This is a genomic window from Providencia sp. Me31A (assembly GCF_050487165.1).
Lineage (GTDB): Bacteria > Pseudomonadota > Gammaproteobacteria > Enterobacterales > Enterobacteriaceae > Providencia.
Map to the genome: position 1 here is coordinate 71969 of NZ_JBKQGZ010000017.1, position 18647 is coordinate 90615.

At 43.2% G+C, this 18647-nt stretch carries 15 protein-coding genes; 1 reads left to right on the forward strand and 14 read right to left on the reverse strand.

What is annotated here, in order from left to right; translation table 11 throughout:
• Positions 1–85: 85 nt before the first annotated feature.
• The 14 genes from ndk to trmJ all read right to left on the reverse strand — a co-directional run bounded on the left by ndk (position 86) and on the right by trmJ (position 17676).
• A complete protein-coding gene (ndk, locus tag ACLPIE_RS14910; protein WP_430262573.1) occupies positions 86–511 on the reverse strand; it encodes a nucleoside-diphosphate kinase in 426 nt (141 codons plus the stop codon).
• A 280-nt stretch (positions 512–791) separates the two neighbouring features.
• Positions 792–3113: a peptidoglycan glycosyltransferase PbpC gene (pbpC, locus tag ACLPIE_RS14915; RefSeq protein ID WP_430262574.1), complete on the reverse strand. Its 2322-nt coding sequence runs from the start codon at positions 3111–3113 to the stop codon at positions 792–794.
• Positions 3114–3187: 74 nt separating this feature from the next.
• Positions 3188–8227, reverse strand: coding sequence for an alpha-2-macroglobulin family protein (locus ACLPIE_RS14920; protein WP_430262575.1), 5040 nt, complete (start codon positions 8225–8227; stop codon positions 3188–3190).
• Between the two features lie 314 nt (positions 8228–8541).
• Positions 8542–8994, reverse strand: a complete 453-nt coding sequence (locus tag ACLPIE_RS14925) for an enhanced serine sensitivity protein SseB C-terminal domain-containing protein (protein ID WP_430262576.1) — start codon at positions 8992–8994, stop codon at positions 8542–8544.
• Between the two features lie 125 nt (positions 8995–9119).
• Positions 9120–10415, reverse strand: coding sequence for an aminopeptidase PepB (gene pepB, locus ACLPIE_RS14930; RefSeq protein ID WP_430262577.1), 1296 nt, complete (start codon positions 10413–10415; stop codon positions 9120–9122).
• A gap of 172 nt (positions 10416–10587) precedes the next feature.
• Positions 10588–10788: a Fe-S cluster assembly protein IscX gene (iscX, locus tag ACLPIE_RS14935; protein WP_004912658.1), complete on the reverse strand. Its 201-nt coding sequence runs from the start codon at positions 10786–10788 to the stop codon at positions 10588–10590.
• A gap of 439 nt (positions 10789–11227) precedes the next feature.
• Positions 11228–11563, reverse strand: a complete 336-nt coding sequence (gene fdx, locus ACLPIE_RS14940) for an ISC system 2Fe-2S type ferredoxin (RefSeq protein WP_042844637.1) — start codon at positions 11561–11563, stop codon at positions 11228–11230.
• A gap of 2 nt (positions 11564–11565) precedes the next feature.
• Complete coding sequence (gene hscA, locus ACLPIE_RS14945) at positions 11566–13416, reverse strand: Fe-S protein assembly chaperone HscA (protein WP_430262578.1); 1851 nt, start codon at positions 13414–13416, stop codon at positions 11566–11568.
• Positions 13417–13428: 12 nt separating this feature from the next.
• Entirely contained in the window at positions 13429–13950 is a 522-nt protein-coding gene (gene hscB / locus ACLPIE_RS14950; RefSeq protein WP_430262579.1) for a co-chaperone HscB, read from the reverse strand.
• A gap of 91 nt (positions 13951–14041) precedes the next feature.
• Complete coding sequence (gene iscA / locus ACLPIE_RS14955; protein ID WP_004264913.1) at positions 14042–14365, reverse strand: iron-sulfur cluster assembly protein IscA; 324 nt, start codon at positions 14363–14365, stop codon at positions 14042–14044.
• Between the two features lie 213 nt (positions 14366–14578).
• The gene (gene iscU, locus ACLPIE_RS14960; protein WP_004264914.1) at positions 14579–14965 is read right to left on the reverse strand and encodes a Fe-S cluster assembly scaffold IscU; all 387 of its coding nucleotides are present in this window, start codon (positions 14963–14965) and stop codon (positions 14579–14581) included.
• 24 nt (positions 14966–14989) lie between these two features.
• Positions 14990–16204: an IscS subfamily cysteine desulfurase gene (locus ACLPIE_RS14965; protein ID WP_430262580.1), complete on the reverse strand. Its 1215-nt coding sequence runs from the start codon at positions 16202–16204 to the stop codon at positions 14990–14992.
• Between the two features lie 123 nt (positions 16205–16327).
• On the reverse strand, positions 16328–16825 hold the full coding sequence (iscR, locus tag ACLPIE_RS14970) for a Fe-S cluster assembly transcriptional regulator IscR (RefSeq protein WP_430262581.1): 498 nt from the start codon (positions 16823–16825) through the stop codon (positions 16328–16330).
• 119 nt (positions 16826–16944) lie between these two features.
• The gene (trmJ, locus tag ACLPIE_RS14975; protein WP_430262582.1) at positions 16945–17676 is read right to left on the reverse strand and encodes a tRNA (cytosine(32)/uridine(32)-2'-O)-methyltransferase TrmJ; all 732 of its coding nucleotides are present in this window, start codon (positions 17674–17676) and stop codon (positions 16945–16947) included.
• A 123-nt stretch (positions 17677–17799) separates the two neighbouring features.
• Here trmJ and suhB point away from each other — a divergent pair, with 123 nt between their 5' ends.
• Positions 17800–18603 carry an inositol-1-monophosphatase gene (suhB, locus tag ACLPIE_RS14980; RefSeq protein WP_430262583.1) on the forward strand — a complete coding sequence of 268 codons (804 nt, stop codon included), beginning with the start codon at positions 17800–17802 and terminating at the stop codon, positions 18601–18603.
• Positions 18604–18647: the final 44 nt, after the last annotated feature.

Sequence of the window (18647 nt, forward strand, 5' to 3'; positions counted from 1 at the left end):
AATCGCCCCGCTAATCATAGCAGGGCGTCGCATTGTACAAACTTTATAATAATAATGCTAATGCATTATCGTTATGCAAAATGTATTAGCGTGGGCAGATTTCATCAGCCGTGAAGAAATAAGCGATTTCTCGTGCAGCAGACTCTTCAGAGTCTGAACCGTGAGTTGCGTTTTCTGTGAAGCTGTCTGCGTAGTCTGCACGTAAAGTGCCTGCTAATGCGTTATCTGGGTTAGTTGCCCCCATCAGGTCACGGTGACGTTGAATTGCGTTTTCACCTTCTAAAACTTGCAGCATGATAGGACCTGAGGTCATGAATTCAACCAGACCTTCAAAAAAAGGACGGCCTTTGTGTTCAGCGTAGAAGCCTTCAGCTTGCTCGCGAGTTAAGTGCATCATTTTAGCAGCGATGATAGAAAAGCCTGCGCTTTCAAAACGATTGTAGATAGCACCGATGACATTTTTTTTCACTGCGTTTGGTTTAATAATAGAAAATGTACGTTGAACAGTCATAAATAACCTCTTAGCGATTCATTAGGCCTTTTATTCTTTGCTCTTCCCTGTAACTTAGGATTCAAGAACGTAAAATAGGGGCATGTTGTAGTTTTTTATAATATTTCTAATTCCGATATTAGGTTTTTAAACTTCAAAACTTAACTCACTTAGGAAAAAGAAAAATAAGGCGATGATTATAGGGGCTCTGGTTACAATTTCCTACAGTCACAACAACATTTTGTTAAACTTTTTATAGCAAAAAACACTATTTTTTAGGCTAAGTCACGTTTTTCTCCTGTTACTTAACTCTAAAGTTAATTGCGGTGACTTGGCCACTTAAATCTAATACCGATATTTGGTAACCGCCGCTTTTATCAAAGGTTAGCAAAATCGAACCATTCTGTTCTGTGGTGTTTACTTGTTCACCGTTTAAGAACCACCATTTTTGCCCTTGTCCACCTTGGGTAACTAAACGTAAATCCAAACTGGTTTTCCCCGGTAGACGCTGCAAAACCTCCCCATCTCGCACCCCCGAAATCAATAACGGTGGCGTTTCTAACTTCATAGGCGGACAAGCTAAATCTGCCTTAGGTAAACGGTTCTCACGTTTTTCACTTGATGGCAGCCAAGATTCAACAGTAATAGGCCATAAATGTATTTCTTTTTCTTGCGCATTGGGGCAATCAGCAGCGACCTGAAGCCCTTTTTCATTAACCCAAATCGTTTGTCTAAGCCCTAATAACGACTCTTGATCCCTTGCCATTAGCGTCGGAGGAATTGTGTTATCGAGTATCCAACTTAAACGCCTTTGACGACAATTATTATCCTCTTTCAATAATGAAGTGCCACCCGGCCAGCAAATGACCGCTTGACTAACACTGGCAGGTTTAGTGTCTTTGGGTAATGGCTCGTGAGATTGGTAAATTTTACTCAGTAGCATCCCGTTGACTTGATTCAGAATGGGGATCGCCGTTGCAACCCCTAATTGCCCTGCCACAGGCGTTGCATCTGGCCGCCCAACCCAAACACCAATAGTATAGCGGGGGTTAACCCCTATTGCCCAAGCATCACGGTAACCGTAACTGGTTCCTGTTTTCCATGCCAAGTTTAATTGCCCCGATAAGTTAGCATCCGGCACAGGGCGCGCTTCTCCCCCCATAATGCGACGAACAATCCACGCAGCGCCTGGAGAGATTAAAACTCTATCTCGAATTTCATCAGTCGGCTTAAAGCGCAAAGGCGAGACTTTTCCTTCGCGGGCAAAAGCACTATAGGCAGACACTAAATCTTCCATTCGTGTCGCTGTACCGCCTAAAATTAATGACAAGTTTGGCTCACTACCTAAAGGAAAGCGTAATTCAGTCCCAACATTGCGCAGCTGGGCAGTAAATCGTTTACTGCCATACACATCTAACAGTTGAACCACCGGCAAATTCAATGAACGGACTAATGCGTCGCTAACACTAACAGGGCCATTAAACCCACTGTCAAAGTTCCCCGGCCGATAATCATTAAAACGTCTAGGCACATCTTGCAACAATGATTCGGCATGAATCAGCCCATCATCCATCGCCAATGCATATAAAAAAGGTTTTAGCGTTGAGCCGGGCGAACGCCATGCGCTGATCATATCTACATGACCAAAACGGCTATCATCCTGAAAATCAATTGAGCCAATGTAGGCTTTTACTGCCATATCCGTATGATCGACCACCAAAATACCCAATGATGTTTGTTTCGGTAGCTGGTTCTTCCAGTTCATTGCCATATCTTCCAGTTGTCTTTGCAAACTGGCATCGATGGTCGTCTCAATGATGGACTCTTGTGTATTTTTGGTGACTCGCCTTGCAAGCAGTGGCGCAGAGTGTGGGTTTTTCCGCGGCGCCAGCCAGATTTGCTCTTGTTTAATATCCGCGACTTTTTCTGGACTCCAAACTTGGTACTCCTGTAGTCTATCTAGCACTTTATCGCGTGCAGCTTGTGCCCTTTCTGGATATCTGTCCGGTCTTAAACGGCTAGGGGCTTGAGGTAATACGGCAAATAGTGCCGCCTCACTGGCCGTAAGTTTTGCGGGGGATTTATTTAAATAGACCCAACTTGCCGCGCCGATACCCTCAATAGTTCCCCCATAAGGCGCTCGGTTTAAATACATTTCAAGAATGTCATCTTTCGAATAATGATATTCAAGCTGCGCTGTACGCCAAAGCTGTTTGAGTTTCCCCCCTAACGTTCTTTCATGTGGGTCAATCAAGCGTGCGACTTGCATGGAAATGGTACTTCCCCCTGATACAATGCGACCAGAGCTAACAAACTGCCCTGCCGCTCTGACCAATGAAAGCGGATTTACGCCGGGATGGCGATAAAAATGGCGGTCTTCGTAAGTTAATAGTGCCTCAATAAACTCTGGAGAAACCTCATCAAGCTTGACAGGAAAACGCCAAATCCCATCGCTATCGGCAAAGCGCCATAATGGCGTGCCATCCGCAGCCACTACAGTTCGAGCCATTTCAATTTGCTTAATCGGCAAAGGCCATATTTTATCTGCCACTAAAAAAACCAGTGGCAAGACAATAACCAACAGAAGCAGTGTAATGCCTGTGCGGCGAAACCATTTTTTCATTGCTGGGGGTACCGAAATGATAAATTAAGAAAAGCCCTTATACTAATGTCTAATATAAGGGCTTTAGGAGGTGATTAGCGAACGATTTCTAACTGTCCATCAGAATAACCTGTCGCACGCCACTCAGGGACATACATAGACTCCACTTGTGGAACAGGAATGCTATAGACCCCAGGGGTCACAGCACGAGCCAAGTAAACTAATGTAGTTGGGCGGTACTGTTGAACTTCGACCGCAGCGACAAAGCGGTCATCACGGTATTCCATGTGACGAATTTGCGACTGCTGCATATCATCAATCAGTTCCTGCAAGTTTGGCGCTGAATCACTTAAGTTTGCACTGCTGTTCGCTAAGTTTTGGTTTTCCAACTCTAAACCTGCCGGTAATAAGTCAACCACTAGCGCGTCAGGCACGCTTTGGGATGCTTTAACGTCCAGTTTAACCACGACCATTTCACCGCTTCTTAATCTATCTAATGAAATGCGATTGCCTTTCATATCATAGTAGCTACGCGTGATCCCTAACACGTTCGAACTTGGTTTCGGTGAGTGCTGCGGATAACCAACTACATTTAGGCGCGTGTACAGGGTATTGGTTCCGCTGTTTTCAATGCTATAACCTGTTTGCAGTTGATCTTTGCTTAAAAATTCACTCACTGGCTTATCTGAAACCATCGGTGGCTCTTGACCATTGATCGTCGCTTTCCACGGAGCTTCACTTTCATTTAAGTAAAAACGACCCGCTAAGTACAACGCATTACTTTCTTGCGTCGAGAAATAACGCTGAGAAGTCAAATTATTAGACAAAATTTGCAGTTTTTGATCGCGGGATTTTGGCATTAAATTATATTCATTTAATAACGCAATAATCATCGCATCATCACGGATCACCGAACCGTAATCGCCCACATAACTATAGCGATTACGTTGTTTTTTCAGTCCATCAATAACCGCACTTTCACCGCGAGATTTATCCCCCATCAGGTTCAATGCAACCCCTAACTGAACGAGTGGTAAGCCACTTGCAGCAGAGCTTCTTTGGTTATAAAGCTGGCGTAATGCACCTAAAGGTGCTTTTTGCTGTGATGCTAAGACTAATCCCGCATAAGCCTGAGAGGCAAAACGAGCGCCTTCTTGGTTTTCCGTATATGGATAGTTGATTTGGCTGCCATCTTGTAAATAGCTAAGTAAACGCGTATTTGCGTTACTGATTGCCTCTTGAGGTACAGTAAAACCACGCTGATTGGCTTTATTCAAGAAATCGGCTGCATATGCAGTTAACCAATACTCCTCTCGGCCATTTCTATCCCATAACGAGAAACCACCATCATTACGTTGCATGCTTAACAAGTGTGGAATACCAATTTCAATCGCTTTATGGCGATCGGCATCCGTTTGTGTTTTGATGCCTAACTTATTCAGTTCAGCCTGTGTTGAGAACAATGATGGATATAACCCACTGATCGTTTGTTCCAAACAACCGTATGGATAAGCAAATAACTCTCGGATATAACGTGAGATATCTAATGGCGGACGGCTCGTTAACAGGACTTGCCCTTCAATGGTATCAGGTTGCAGGCCTGCAATTTGGTTCGTTGGCAGTGCCCATGTATTACCCGGCTCAATGGACGTTGCAAAAGAAACGGTTTCTGCAGGTTGTGCAGGACGAACCCCCACTTTCCAGCTATTACTGTAATCTTTATTCGCTTCGCCTTGGATTTTCACACCATTAATGGTCATTGACACTTCACCCTCGCCAAAGCCATAGTCCGCTCTGACTGGTAAATTAATGGTGGTGCGTTTACCTTTTGGTAGCTCTAACTCACGGCTGCTGACGCCATCGAGTTTCACCATTCCTGAAGCCTTGAAGTTAACCGTCACATTTTGCGTGTTATCCGTCATATTAGTCAAATCAAGGGCAAAGTAAGACTTATCGCCCCCAGCCATAAAGCGTGGCATCGACATTTGCGTTACTAACGGTGCTGCGACAATGACCTTACTATCTGCATGGCCGAACTCTTTTTCATTCCATGCTTGAGCCATCACACGTAATTCCCCGTTAAAATCAGGGATAACAAGGCTAATTTCACCTTCACCATTTTTATCTAATGTGACAGGCTTGGCCTGCTCAGCAATGATTTGGACTTCAGTCAAAGGCTTCATACCACCACGCTCTAATGCTGCCTCTTCGCTGTCACCACCAAAGCGCAGGTTAGCCACCTTGCCTTGTCCTTCAATCAGATGGCCATAGACATCATACTGATCAACGCTATAGCGCTTGCGACCAAAGAAAGCATCATAAGGGTCTGGCGTTTTGAAATCCGTGATATTTAATACACCCGTATCAACCGCAGATAACAGCACATTCACTTTTTCAGGTAATGGCTTACCGTCTTGGGCTGTCGCTTTAATTTTTACCGTTAAATCTTGGTTTGGACGCATTTTATCCGGCGCAGTGAGTGCCAATGCAATCTTACGGTTTTCATCTGCAATGGGTAAATGCAGTACGCCCACTGCGCGTTTTACCGTTGCTTCTTTAGAATCGTCTCCTGGGCGAACCACGACTGCTGAGACATAGAGGTCATGACGAGCCCATTCTTTATTCACTGGAATTTCAACGTCTAAGCCTTTTTCTGGCACGTCAATTTCTTGCCACCACAGCGGGCCATTACTCGATTCGAGTAACACATAACCTTTACCTGCTTTTGGTGATTCAATGCGAACTTTGGCTTTTTCACCCGGTAAATACGCCGGTTTATTCAGACTGAGTTTCACTTGGTCAGGACGAACTGAACCGCTTCCCCCCGTATTATCTTGCCATGAATACCCCGCCCAGAACTGGACGCTAGAAACAAGCTGATTTTCTGGGTTTAATACCTCTAAACGGTATGCGCCCCAATCTACAGGGAAGGACACTTTTGCCGTCCCATCTTTAGCGATAGCAATGTTTTCATTCGCCATGACGAGGTCTTTTTGATCATAATTTGAAGACCAGCCACCACTTTCAGACCAACTCCAATAATAATCACGACGTTCATACACTAAACGCACAGTTAGATTTTCCGCCGCCAATTTATTACCCGCAGCGTCTGCCATCACCAATTCAAATTCAGCTAACGAGTTTTCATCCACGTTATGGCGTTTTACATAACGATCTGTGCGGTAATCATAAATTTCTTTCTTCGCAAATAATGGGCGAATACCCACCAGTTTTTCCGCTGGCCAAATCGCCTGTTCAGCACGGCGCGTCACAGGACGGCCACCTGCCTCTAGTAAACTCGCCTGTAAAACAGCTGAAATCGGTGAGCGAGTTGAACTCCAATTACTGTTTGGAATGGAAATCACAGTTTCGCCATTGCTGTCCAGTGTCAGGTCAAACTCGTCCAACTTACGCGGTAAGCCTTCTTCATTCACCGCACCGAATTCAAAGCCCGGTAGTTTCGCTACCGCTTCGCGATCTGCTTTTAATAAAATTTGCCCTTGCAGTTGGTTATCTGCCGCTGGCGCACCATATAAATAACGCCCTTGAATATCAAAATCCACTGACTGGCCAGTTAAACGCGGTACATCGCTACCAACGATTTCTAACGCCATACGTTCGGGCATGAAATCTTCAACATTAAATTTGTAATAGCGCAGTGGTGACCCATCACCTAAATCAAAACGGAGTGACCAGCCTCCCGTTTCTGCATTCTTAGGAATTTCAAGTTGGTACTGGTATAAACCATTTTGGTTTTCATCTGCTTGCCAAACAAAGCTTCTGACCACTTGACCATCGGTTTTTAATACATCAACTTTAACAGGTTGGGTTTTAACAGGGTTACCGTCGCCATCACGCAGTAAACCATTGACCAACAGCAATTCACCTGGGCGATATAAATCACGCGGCCCAAAGGTAAAAAATTGTTTTGCATAGCCTTCCGGCCCTGAAATGTCGAATTCAGATAAATCAAGTGCTGGCTGCGTTAAATCAATCATACTGGTTTGCCCTTCATGAGTTGCCAGTAATAATTTTCCACCTGCTAATTTATCCAATTGAGCATGACCGTCACCGTCCGTTGTGCCTTTAGTCACTAACTGACCTTTTTCATCTAATATACGCAATTCAACGCCCTTAATGGCAGAGCCTTTCGCTAAGGATTGCGTGAAGATGTCCACTCGGTCTTGGTAACTGTGTAGGGAAACGCCAATATCACTTAATGTGAAAACAGTTGCGGGAAATTGATAACTATAGCTGCCTGCTTTTTGCATGATGGCTAAATACACGCCATCTTGTTGTAATTCTTTAATATCTTTTAATGGCAGTAAAATAGTCTGACGGGTGTTTTTATCTGGGTTTAAATCAAAGCGGCCTGTATAAGCCAACTCCACTTTGTCTAAAAATTCTTCTGAATACCAATATTCATAATTACTGCGATATTGCCATTGCGCTAAAAATTGTGGTAACTGTTTTTCATCCACACGGAAGAAATTGACATCGACTTTATCAACATTCAACGCAATTACAGGCAAGCCTTGAGCAACCTTACTCGGTAATAACGAGCCTTTACTCGCAAAACCGACTGTTGGAATAATTTGCGCTGTAGTGAGTTTTTTCTCAAAACTTTCAGCGGTCGTTCGCTCATTAACCGCTTTAATACCGGGGTTAATGGTTAAGTTTAATTCTTTAGACGGCGGAAGGTGGCGGAAACGTAGCTCCATCTGGTTATCAGACAACTCCCAAGCACCATCCAATTTTCCCGATTTAACATCAATTAGATTGATAAACTGACCAAAATCTTGGTTTGCTTCCAATGGCACCGAAAATGTCACCACCATTGCACTCGCGCCATCTAACTGTAGTTCAGATGCATCCAAAATGGTTAAATCTTTCCCTGCATATTTTTTTATCATTTCTTCAGTGGAAAGCTTTGGTACTGCTTTTTTCGGCTCTGCAACTGGCGCTGTTTTGGTTTGGTTTTCTGGTGCAGTCATGGAAATATTTGGCTCATTTTTGGTTGTTTCTTCTGAATTATCACAACCGGCCAATACCACTACCGATGCCAACGCCATCGCTAAATAACGTTTTTTGGTTTTTAGACCCGCCAATGAAGCCCAACTTGATTGTTGTTTCATTACCGCCCGCCCTTTAATTAGTTAAAATTTCTTTTGTTTTTTTAGGTTTTAACAGGAGGTTAAAACCCACTATCTACTTGGAAATGGCTAAAATTACGTATAAATGAATGTTGCTGATATTGTTTCAATTATCGATATAATTTAACAGAATGTGATTAAAACACCTATCAGACAAAACGGAAAAAAACAGCAGAAGTAAAAACAGAGAAAATGCGGGATATTTTATAAATAGAAAGCAGAATATGAGTTTAATTATTTACCAATAATTTGCAGATGAGTGAGAAAAACAATTTCCCCACTCTATACAATCTTTATCACGTATTTTTTACAGGGATGGTATCACGTAGGAAGCTACCTAAACGACGTTGATAAAATGGCTGAACGTGCTGGGTAATAAAGTGGCTAACCCCTTGCTCATTTTCATTCACGACACAAAAATCGATTGACTCATTGTCAGCTAAAAACTCACAAGCAAGAGTCCCCGCAGCTTGAATAATTCCATCAATATTTTCAGCTACTGCTGTAAATTCCAATGCTATCATCAAGATAGGTGATTCTTCAGCATCGTCATTTTCTTGTGCGGAGACCATAAAAGCACGTCTGACAACCTTGTGCTGTTTAAAAAACTCCGTAAGTGTCTCAACGATGACCTGTGGCTGTTCCTCTAACACACTTAATTTAAGTGATGAACCTTTTGGCATCGTTAACTCAGTAAATTGGATCTCAGTTTCTTGGTTGGAACTGTTATTATTCGATTGCTGCGACATTGCCAATCCCCTGCTATTAAAATAATTGCTTATTATACGCGTACTTTCGTTGAGGTAAAATTTGTTCAGGTAAAAAAATAGGCACGTAAAGTCGCCTTTCCGTGCCTTTTATCAATAAATACGAGTTATTTTGATTTACTGATTAACAAGTTCGCCAGTGTTCTCACGCCAATACCCGTAGCGCCCTCTGCCCATAAGCTAACCGGAGATTTACGGTAAGTGGCTGAGCAATCAATATGTAACCAATTTTGACGATAATTTTCGACAAAATGAGATAAGAATGCCGCTGCGGTACTTGCGCCTGCGGTATGCGATGGTGCCGCAATATTGTTCAAATCTGCAAAACCAGACGGCAATTGTTGGCGATGGAACTCTGCCAATGGTAAACGCCAGAACAATTCAAACTCTTCATCCGACGCGCTCATTAAAGCAGCGACTAGTTTATCATCAAAGCTCAATACCGAATGGTAGTCGTTACCCACCGCTGTTTTAGCCGCTCCCGTCAAGGTTGCCGCATCAATAATCAACGTTGGTTTTTCTTTGCTTGCATCAATTAAACCATCGGCTAACACTAGACGGCCTTCCGCATCCGTATTCATAATTTCAACGGACTTACCATTACGGTAGCGAATAATATCACCTAGTTTGAATGCATTGCCGCTAACCATATTGTCAGCAATACACAAGAACATTTTCACTCGTTTTTGTAAGCCACGCGAAATAGCCAGTGCTAATGAACCCGCCAATGTTGCCGCCCCTCCCATATCCGCTTTCATTGAATTCATGGAAGAAGATGGCTTGATACTGTAACCCCCTGAATCGAAAGTAATACCCTTACCTACTAACGCGGCAAAAACAGGGGCATTTGGATTCGCACCTGGGTTGTAATCTAGCACTAAAAATACGGGTGGACGACTTGAGCCACGACCAACGGTATGAATACCGGTATACCCTTGCTCTAATAAATCATCACCTTTAATAATACGGTAACTAATGTCTTCGGCACCAACGGTACAAAGCAAGTCGATAGCACGCTGTGCTAATTGCTCAGGTCCTAATTCTTCCGCCGGTGTATTAATCACGTCACGCACCCAATCAATAGTACGAATACGGCTTTCTAACTCTTTGCGATCTGCTTCAGGCAATACTGGCCATTCAATGGTTCTTGCCCCTTTTGGAGCACGAAAACCTTGCCAAAACGCCCAGCTTTTGTCCAAATCCCAATTGTCACCCGTCAGAGCAACATTACGGATACCTTGGCTATCTAGTTTACGGCCAGCACTTTGTACTGCACATAATTTCCCTGCATGTTTCAGGTGAATTGTTATTCCTTTATCATTAGAGCTTAACAATGCGCCTTCTCCCCAACAAGGTGCCGCAGGCTCACAAGAAATCATTACTGGCATAATTTGTTTTGTCATCGTTTTTCTCACTTTGTCTATTTTTATCAACAGAAAAAACCCAATAAACTATCGGCAGATGCCCTTACCTTAACTGATAAATAGCGCTAGGGGTATCATTATAGTGCTGAGAAAAAATAAAAAACCGAGCATATTTTCTAATATTTGCTCGGTCTTTAATATTAATTACTAATTATTCGAACTCATCCAGCCAAACTAACAAAATGGCTTCAAGGATTTTTTCATTCGATTTTTGCGGGTCATCATCAAACTCTTCTAAGTCGCAAATCCATTGGTGCATATCCGTAAAACGCACCGTTTTAGGGTCGACATCGGGAAATGCGTCATACAGTGCTTCACCAATTTCACGGCTATTTGACCATTTTAAACTCATGTTATCTCACCAATTTGATTATCAATCTCTCACCAGCAACTCAACACACTAATCTCAATCATGCTCTAAATAGTTCGTGTTGTAGGTAGGCAACAAATTAAGCTAATCCCTAGGGGCATACATCAGTATGTGACCCGAGTACTTGAAAGAAGCCCCCTACAACGCGAAATATGACGAACCATGCAATGCACTAAATAGTTCGTGTTGTAGGCAGGCAACAAATTAAGCTAATCCCTAGGGGCATACATCAGTATGTGACCCGAGTGCTTGAAAGAAGCCAACCCTCCTACAACGCGAAATATGACAAACCATGCAATGCACTAAATAGTTCGTGTTGTAGGTAGGCGGCAATTGAAAGTATCTCGGGGAGCATACACAAGTATGTGACCCGAGTACTTGAAAGAAGCCAACACCCCTACAACGCGAAATATGACGTGCATTAGTGTTCGCGAGCGTGGTTGATAGTATATTTTGGAATCTCCACCACTAAATCTTCATCTGTCACTAGCGCCTGACAACTTAAACGGCTTTCAGGCTCTAACCCCCACGCTTTGTCTAACATGTCATCTTCAAGTTCACTGCTTTCTTCTAGTGAATCAAAACCTTCACGAACGATGCAATGACACGTTGTACAAGCACAGGATTTTTCACATGCATGTTCAAGCTCAATACCGCTGCGTAATGCAACATTTAAAATAGACTCGCCTTCTTGTGCTTCAACAACAGCACCGTCTGGACACAAATCACTATGAGGTAAAAAAACTATTTTAGGCATAATTATATCTCATCCACAGAATGGCCTGACAACGCTTGGCGAATGGACGAATCCATACGACGCGCTGCAAACTCCTGTGATTGCTTATCCAGTTGTTTAATGGCATTTTCAATTGCAATTGGGTCTGTACCTTCAACCGCTTTAATTAACTCATTGACCGCATTATCAATTTCTGACTCTTCTTCGGGGGTCAGTAAATGGCCATCTTGGGCTAATGCGCTCGTTAAACTTTCAAGCACTCTTGCAGCTTCAACTTTTTGCTCCGCTAAGCGGCGCGCGTTTAAGTCATCTTGCGCGTTAGTCATTGAATCTTTAATCATGTTTGAAATTTCGTTATCCGTTAACCCATACGATGGCTTAACTTGAATAGAGGCTTCCACTCCTGTAGATTTTTCCATGGCACTAACACTTAACAGCCCATCCGCATCCACTTGGAAAGTGACACGAATATGCGCCCCACCTGCTGCCATTGCTGGGATATCACGTAATGTAAAGCGAGCTAATGAACGGCAATCTGCCACCATTTCTCTCTCACCTTGCACCACATGAACACTCATCGCCGTTTGACCATCTTTAAACGTGGTAAACTCTTGAGCTCGAGCAACAGGTATTGTTGTGTTACGAGGGATTACTTTTTCCACTAACCCCCCCATTGTTTCCAAACCAAGAGAAAGCGGGATCACATCTAACAGCAGCATTTCACTGTCAGGTTTGTTCCCCACTAAGATATCCGCTTGAATGGCAGCACCAATTGCCACCACTTTATCTGGGTCGATGGAGGTCAGCGGTGACTTACCGAAAAAATCACCCACTTTCTGGCGCACTAATGGCACACGAGTCGAACCGCCTACCATCACGACATTCAGAACTTCTTGCGCCTCAACCCCTGCATCTTTCAATGCACGGCGGCAAGCCATCAATGTGCGTTTCACATAGTTTTCAATCAATATTTCAAACTGCTCACGGCGGATTTCTCCTTGCCAATTAGCCAGCTGGATAGTCACCGTTTCGGCATCGCTAAGGGCGACCTTAGTTTCTGTCGCCACATTCAATAATTGGCGATTTAACTGGTGGTTACCTTGTAATGAAACCCCTGCCTGCTGTGCAATCCACTCGGCCAATGCTTGGTCAAAATCATCACCACCGAGCGCAGTATCACCACCTGTAGCTAAAACTTCAAAAACACCGCGACTCAGGCGTAAAATGGACACATCAAACGTCCCACCACCAAGATCATAAACGGCTATTACGCCCTCCTGCCCAGAGTCTAATCCGTAGGCAATTGCAGCGGCTGTCGGCTCATTCAATAGGCGTAATACGTGCAAGCCCGCAAGGCGTGCTGCATCTTTCGTGCCTTGGCGCTGCGCGTCATCAAAATACGCAGGTACGGTGATCACCACCCCATCCATTTCCCCACCTAACGTTGCTTCAGCACGTTTTGCTAACGTTTTTAGGATATCGGATGACACTTGGATTGGGTCAACTTGCCCCGCCACCGTTTGGATAAATGGCAAACCATTCTCACTGGCAGTCAATTGATAAGGTAAATCAGGGTAACGTTTTTGGATATCAGCCAATGAACGCCCTATCATGCGTTTCACTGAAATAATCGTATTTACAGGATCTTGTTCAGCTAGTGATTTAGCTTCCCAACCCACTTGTTTGCTAGCAGATTGATAATTAACAACGGAAGGAAGTAAATGACGCCCTTGCTCGTCAGGTAATACCGCAGCTTCACCACTTCTTACGGTGGCAATTAAGGAATGTGTGGTTCCCAGATCAATCCCAGCTGCTAATTTACGTTGATGCGGTGCAGCAGTCATACCCGGTTCACTGATTTGCAATAAAGCCATAATCGTTTTCTCTTAAAATTCGTCTAGTAACCGTTCTTCGAGTTGCTCAGCTTGCTGCTGTAACTTATCGAGAAAACGCAGTTTGCGTACGGTATCAGCGGCTTTTTCCCACTGCATGGCGTCTAATTCTGTGACCATCAATGCACTTCTTTCTTGCTGCATTTGTTTGACGTTTTTCGTAAATTTAGCCAAAAGATCAAGTGCATCAGCACTGTTCTCAATATTGTCTAATTCTTCACGCAGCTCCAACTGTTCCATCAAAAATACCGTATCATGCAGGGTATGTTGCTCGTTATTAATATCGAAACCATGCAATGAAAGCATGTATTCCGCACGTTTTAGCGGATGACGAAGGGCTTGATACGCAGCGTTAATAGTGGCTGCTTTTTGTAGTGCTTGCATTTTTTCCTGTTCAGAACAGGTCGCAAAGCGATCAGGATGGTATTGACGCTGTAAATCTTGAAAGCGTAGCATCAGCTGTTCGCTATCAATATCATAAGCGGGAGTTAACCCGAAAAGAGTAAAATAATCCATAAGTGCTCAGTGTCTCGAACCGGTTACCAATGTAGCTAACAACCTCATATTGCTAGTCAAATTGGTGGAAAATTGTGCTTATCTGAAGCCATTATACGTGAAAACTTTCACCGCATCCGCATTCGCTATTAACGTTAGGGTTATTAAATTTAAACCCTTCATTTAAGCCTTCTTTCACAAAATCCAGTTCGGTACCATCAAGATAAACAATGCTTTTGCCATCAACGATAACTTTCACACCTTTATCTTCAAATACTGTGTCTTCTTCATTGATTATATCGGCAAACTCAAGAACATAAGCCATACCTGAACAACCAGAAGTTCTTACACCTAAACGCAAGCCCTCACCTTTCCCACGGTTTTGCAGAAAAGATTGAATGCGCTGCGCTGCACTTTCTGTAAGAGAAATAGACATTGCAAACCTCACTTTAGAAACAAACAAGGCAGATGCTACACATAAGTCGCATCCGCCTTCAAATTATTTTGTATCCTTCATTCAGTTAGCTAATGAGTTTTCAGGACTCAGCGATGTTCAGCTCAAATGAATGTGGATATTTTTACCAAATATAGGGCGATAACTTTTTGTTATTTATTGATATGAATTACCCTATACACTGATACTCAAGCTTTATTTGCTTTGGCGTTTGCTTTTGTAATCTGCAATAGCAGCTTTAATTGCATCTTCCGCCAGAATTGAACAGTGAATTTTCACTGGTGGCAATTCTAACTCCTCAGCAATCGCTGTATTTTTGATTGACTCCGCTTCGTCCAAACTTTTGCCTTTCATCCACTCAGTAACCAGTGAACTTGATGCAATTGCTGAACCGCAACCATAGGTTTTAAAGCGTGCATCTTCAATAATGCCGTCATCATTTACTTTAATCTGTAATTTCATGACGTCACCACAAGCAGGTGCACCCACCATACCACTACCTACACTTGGGTCGCTGTTGTCAAACGAACCCACGTTGCGTGGATTTTCATAATGATCGATAACTTTTTCACTGTAAGCCATTTTTAAACTCCTGAAACCGTCTGATTAATGGTGAGACCATTCGATGCTGTTAAGATCTACGCCGTCTTTAAACATTTCCCATAAAGGAGACAGCTCGCGTAAGTGGCCAATTGCGCCATGAATCATTTTGATTGCATAGTCAATTTCTTCTTCTGTCGTGAAACGACCTAAAGAGAAACGGATTGAGCTGTGTGCTAGCTCATCATTCATCCCTAAAGCGCGCAGTACATAAGAAGGTTCTAGGCTTGCAGAAGTACATGCAGAACCTGAAGATACAGCCAAATCTTTTAATGACATCATCAGTGATTCACCTTCAACATAGTTGAAGCTGACGTTCAGAATGTGCGGCGCACCGTGTTCCAAATCACCATTGAGGTAAACTTCTTCAATATCTTTAATGCCGTTCCACAAACGTAAGCGCAGGGCACGCAGGCGTTCAGATTCTGCCACCATTTCTTCTTTAGCAATACGGTAAGCTTCGCCCATACCAACGATTTGATGTACAGGTAATGTCCCTGAACGCATACCACGCTCATGACCACCACCATGTTGCTGCGCTTCAAGGCGAACACGTGGTTTACGGCGAACATACAGTGCACCGATACCCATTGGCCCATAAAGTTTGTGAGCAGAAAATGACATCAAATCCACTTTTAACGCACTCAGATCGATAGGTAATTTACCCACGCTTTGTGTTGCATCAACATGGAAGATAATGCCTTTGCTACGGCATAATTCACCGATTGCTTCGATATCCTGAACAACACCAATTTCGTTATTAACATGCATAATCGAAATTAAAATAGTGTCTTCTCGGATGGCGTCGATAAGGTCTTGCATGGCAATTAGGCCATTGCTTTGTGGTGACAAATAAGTCACTTCAAAACCTTCACGCTCTAGCTGGCGGCAAGTGTCTAAAACGGCTTTGTGTTCCGTTTTACACGTAATAATGTGCTTGCCTTTCTTTTGATAGAAATTGGCAGCGCCTTTAATCGCTAAGTTATCAGACTCTGTTGCGCCTGATGTAAACACGATTTCACGTGGGTCAGCCCCCACTAATTCTGCGATTTGATTACGAGCAATATCCACCGCTTCTTCAGCTTGCCAGCCAAAGCGGTGTGAACGAGAGGCTGGGTTACCAAAGTTCCCATCCATTGTTAAACATTGCATCATTTTTTCAGCAACACGCGGATCAACCGGTGTTGTTGCTGAATAATCAAGATAAATTGGTAATTTCATTGCTCACATACTCCAAAGGACAAATTAGCTTGCCTTTAATTTTTAAAGATACAACAGGCGGAAAATAGCTCTTCGTCCAAATTCTCACCGCGTTGTATCGACTGCAATTTTTAATATATTTTATTAAGCACGTACATTGATAATAGATTCAGCTGTAATGCCATTTGGCATGGTTTTACGCTGTTCATTATCTTGTCTATCAGCTACAACCATAACTTCTTGGTTTTTAACTAATTCATCAAGGCTGATACTGCTAAGAAAACTGGTGATGCGATCACTTAAGTCACGCCATAAAGCATGTGTTAAGCAACGGTCACCATTTTGGCAACCTTCTTTATTACCTTGACAACGAGTAGCATCAACAGATTCATCAACCGCAGCGATTACCTCAGCAACAAAAATTTGGTCTGCGTCGCGGCCAAGCAAATACCCACCACCCGGCCCGCGGACACTGGAAACTAGCTCATTTTTGCGTAAACGAGAGAAAAGTTGCTCAAGATAAGAAAGGGAAATTCCCTGACGTTCAGAGATGTCCGCTAAAGGAACTGGACCTGACTGAGAATGTAACGCAACATCTAGCATTGCTGTTACTGCATAACGCCCTTTGGAAGTGAGTCTCATAACATATTACTCCGTGGTAAATTATGGTCAGATTGTGACATTCCTGAGTAATTTAGTCAACTATTTACCTGACTAATTTACTCAAGTATTATTTACCTACTTTCACCACGGATTTAGCCTCACTTTTTTGCCCATTTTTCCATCGATGTTAAGATACCGCGTAGAATGTGCAGCTCTTGAGTTTCGATATGTGCACGCGTGAATAAACGACGTAACTTATTCATAATTAAGCCTGGATGAGCTTTGCGAATAAAACCCGATTCATTTAACACGCTTTCCAGATGAACATAAAAGCGCTCAACATCTTCTGACGGCGGGTATTCTACCTCATCGTCTGGTGATATCACTGCATTTTTTTCATCCTGAGCTAAATAAGCCATGCGGATCTCATAACTGACTAACTGCACCGCCATGGCTAAATTCAATGAGCCGTATTCAGGGTTAGTCGGAATATAAAGATGGTATTGGCACTTTTGCAGTTCTTCATTTGTTAAACCGACACGTTCACGACCAAAAACGATCGCTACCGGTGATTCTTTTGACTGATTAACAGACTTTACGCCACATTCGCGCGGCTCAACCATCGGCCAAGATAACGTCCGAGAACGTGCGCTGGTACCGATGACCAACTTACACCCTTCTAAGGCTTCATCGAGGGTTTTAACTATCGTCGCATTACCAATAACGTCACTAGCGCCCGCAGAGAGTGCGATGGAATGTGAGTCAGGCTCAACAAGTGGGTTGACAAGATAAAGATTAGACAGCCCCATGGTTTTCATCGCTCGGGCCGTTGAGCCCATATTACCAGTGTGTGAAGTCTCAACAAGAACAATACGGATATTATCTAACATGGTTTATACGTTTAATGAAAAAAATATCGCAATAGCTTAACACAAAATTGCTTATTGTGACGAACATCTATATACTTCGGCACTCAAGTTTTTCGTTCTTTAACATTCCAGTGGAAAAAGCCCATGCATCCGATGCTTAACATCGCCATACGTGCAGCACGTAAGGCCGGTAATCACATAGCTAAAAACTATGAAATGCCTAGCAATATCAAAGTCACTCAGAAAGGCACTAACGATTTCGTAACTAACGTAGACCAAGAATCTGAGCAATTGATTATTGAAGTCATCCGCAAATCATATCCAGACCACACAATTATCACCGAAGAGAGTGGTGAATTATTAGGTAAAGACGATGATATTCAATGGGTAATTGATCCACTGGATGGCACTACTAACTTCACAAAACGTCTTCCCCATTTTTCTGTTTCTATCGCTGTGCGCGTTAAAGGCCGCACAGAAGTTGCGGTTGTTTACGACCCAATGCGCAATGAATTATTCAGCGCAGTGCGTGGCCAAGGCGCACAACTTAACGGTTACCGCATCCGTATTGATGAGAAACGTGATCTTGATGGCGCTATCGTTGCGACAGGCTTCCCATTCAAACATAAGCAGCATTCCCCTGTGTTTATGAATATCATGACGGCAATGTTTGATAAATGTGCAGACTTCCGTCGCACCGGCTCTGCTGCTTTAGATTTATGCTATGTGGCTTCTAGCCGTGTTGATGCATTCTTTGAAATTGGTTTGAAACCGTGGGATTTTTTAGGCGGTGAGCTTATCATGCGTGAAGCTGGCGGGATCATGACTGATTTTATCGGCGGCCATAACTACATTGCTTCTGGCAATTTAGTCGCAGGTAGCCCACGTGTTGTTAGAGATATACTTTCTGTGATGAAAGACGAATTATCGGAAGCACTTAAGCGCTAATACAACAGTATCTTAAATGACAATACCCACACTATTTCGCTATT

Coding starts and splice junctions, on each gene's coding strand:
- ndk (WP_430262573.1), bottom strand. CDS start 511: ATGACTGTTCAACGTACATTTTCTATTATTAAACCAAACGCAGTGAAA.
- pbpC (WP_430262574.1), bottom strand. CDS start 3,113: ATGAAAAAATGGTTTCGCCGCACAGGCATTACACTGCTTCTGTTGGTT.
- ACLPIE_RS14920 (WP_430262575.1), bottom strand. CDS start 8,227: ATGAAACAACAATCAAGTTGGGCTTCATTGGCGGGTCTAAAAACCAAA.
- ACLPIE_RS14925 (WP_430262576.1), bottom strand. CDS start 8,994: ATGTCGCAGCAATCGAATAATAACAGTTCCAACCAAGAAACTGAGATC.
- pepB (WP_430262577.1), bottom strand. CDS start 10,415: ATGACAAAACAAATTATGCCAGTAATGATTTCTTGTGAGCCTGCGGCA.
- iscX (WP_004912658.1), bottom strand. CDS start 10,788: ATGAGTTTAAAATGGTCAAATAGCCGTGAAATTGGTGAAGCACTGTAT.
- fdx (WP_042844637.1), bottom strand. CDS start 11,563: ATGCCTAAAATAGTTTTTTTACCTCATAGTGATTTGTGTCCAGACGGT.
- hscA (WP_430262578.1), bottom strand. CDS start 13,416: ATGGCTTTATTGCAAATCAGTGAACCGGGTATGACTGCTGCACCGCAT.
- hscB (WP_430262579.1), bottom strand. CDS start 13,950: ATGGATTATTTTACTCTTTTCGGGTTAACTCCCGCTTATGATATTGAT.
- iscA (WP_004264913.1), bottom strand. CDS start 14,365: ATGTCTATTTCTCTTACAGAAAGTGCAGCGCAGCGCATTCAATCTTTT.
- iscU (WP_004264914.1), bottom strand. CDS start 14,965: ATGGCTTACAGTGAAAAAGTTATCGATCATTATGAAAATCCACGCAAC.
- ACLPIE_RS14965 (WP_430262580.1), bottom strand. CDS start 16,204: ATGAAATTACCAATTTATCTTGATTATTCAGCAACAACACCGGTTGAT.
- iscR (WP_430262581.1), bottom strand. CDS start 16,825: ATGAGACTCACTTCCAAAGGGCGTTATGCAGTAACAGCAATGCTAGAT.
- trmJ (WP_430262582.1), bottom strand. CDS start 17,676: ATGTTAGATAATATCCGTATTGTTCTTGTTGAGACTTCACACACTGGT.
- suhB (WP_430262583.1), top strand. CDS start 17,800: ATGCATCCGATGCTTAACATCGCCATACGTGCAGCACGTAAGGCCGGT.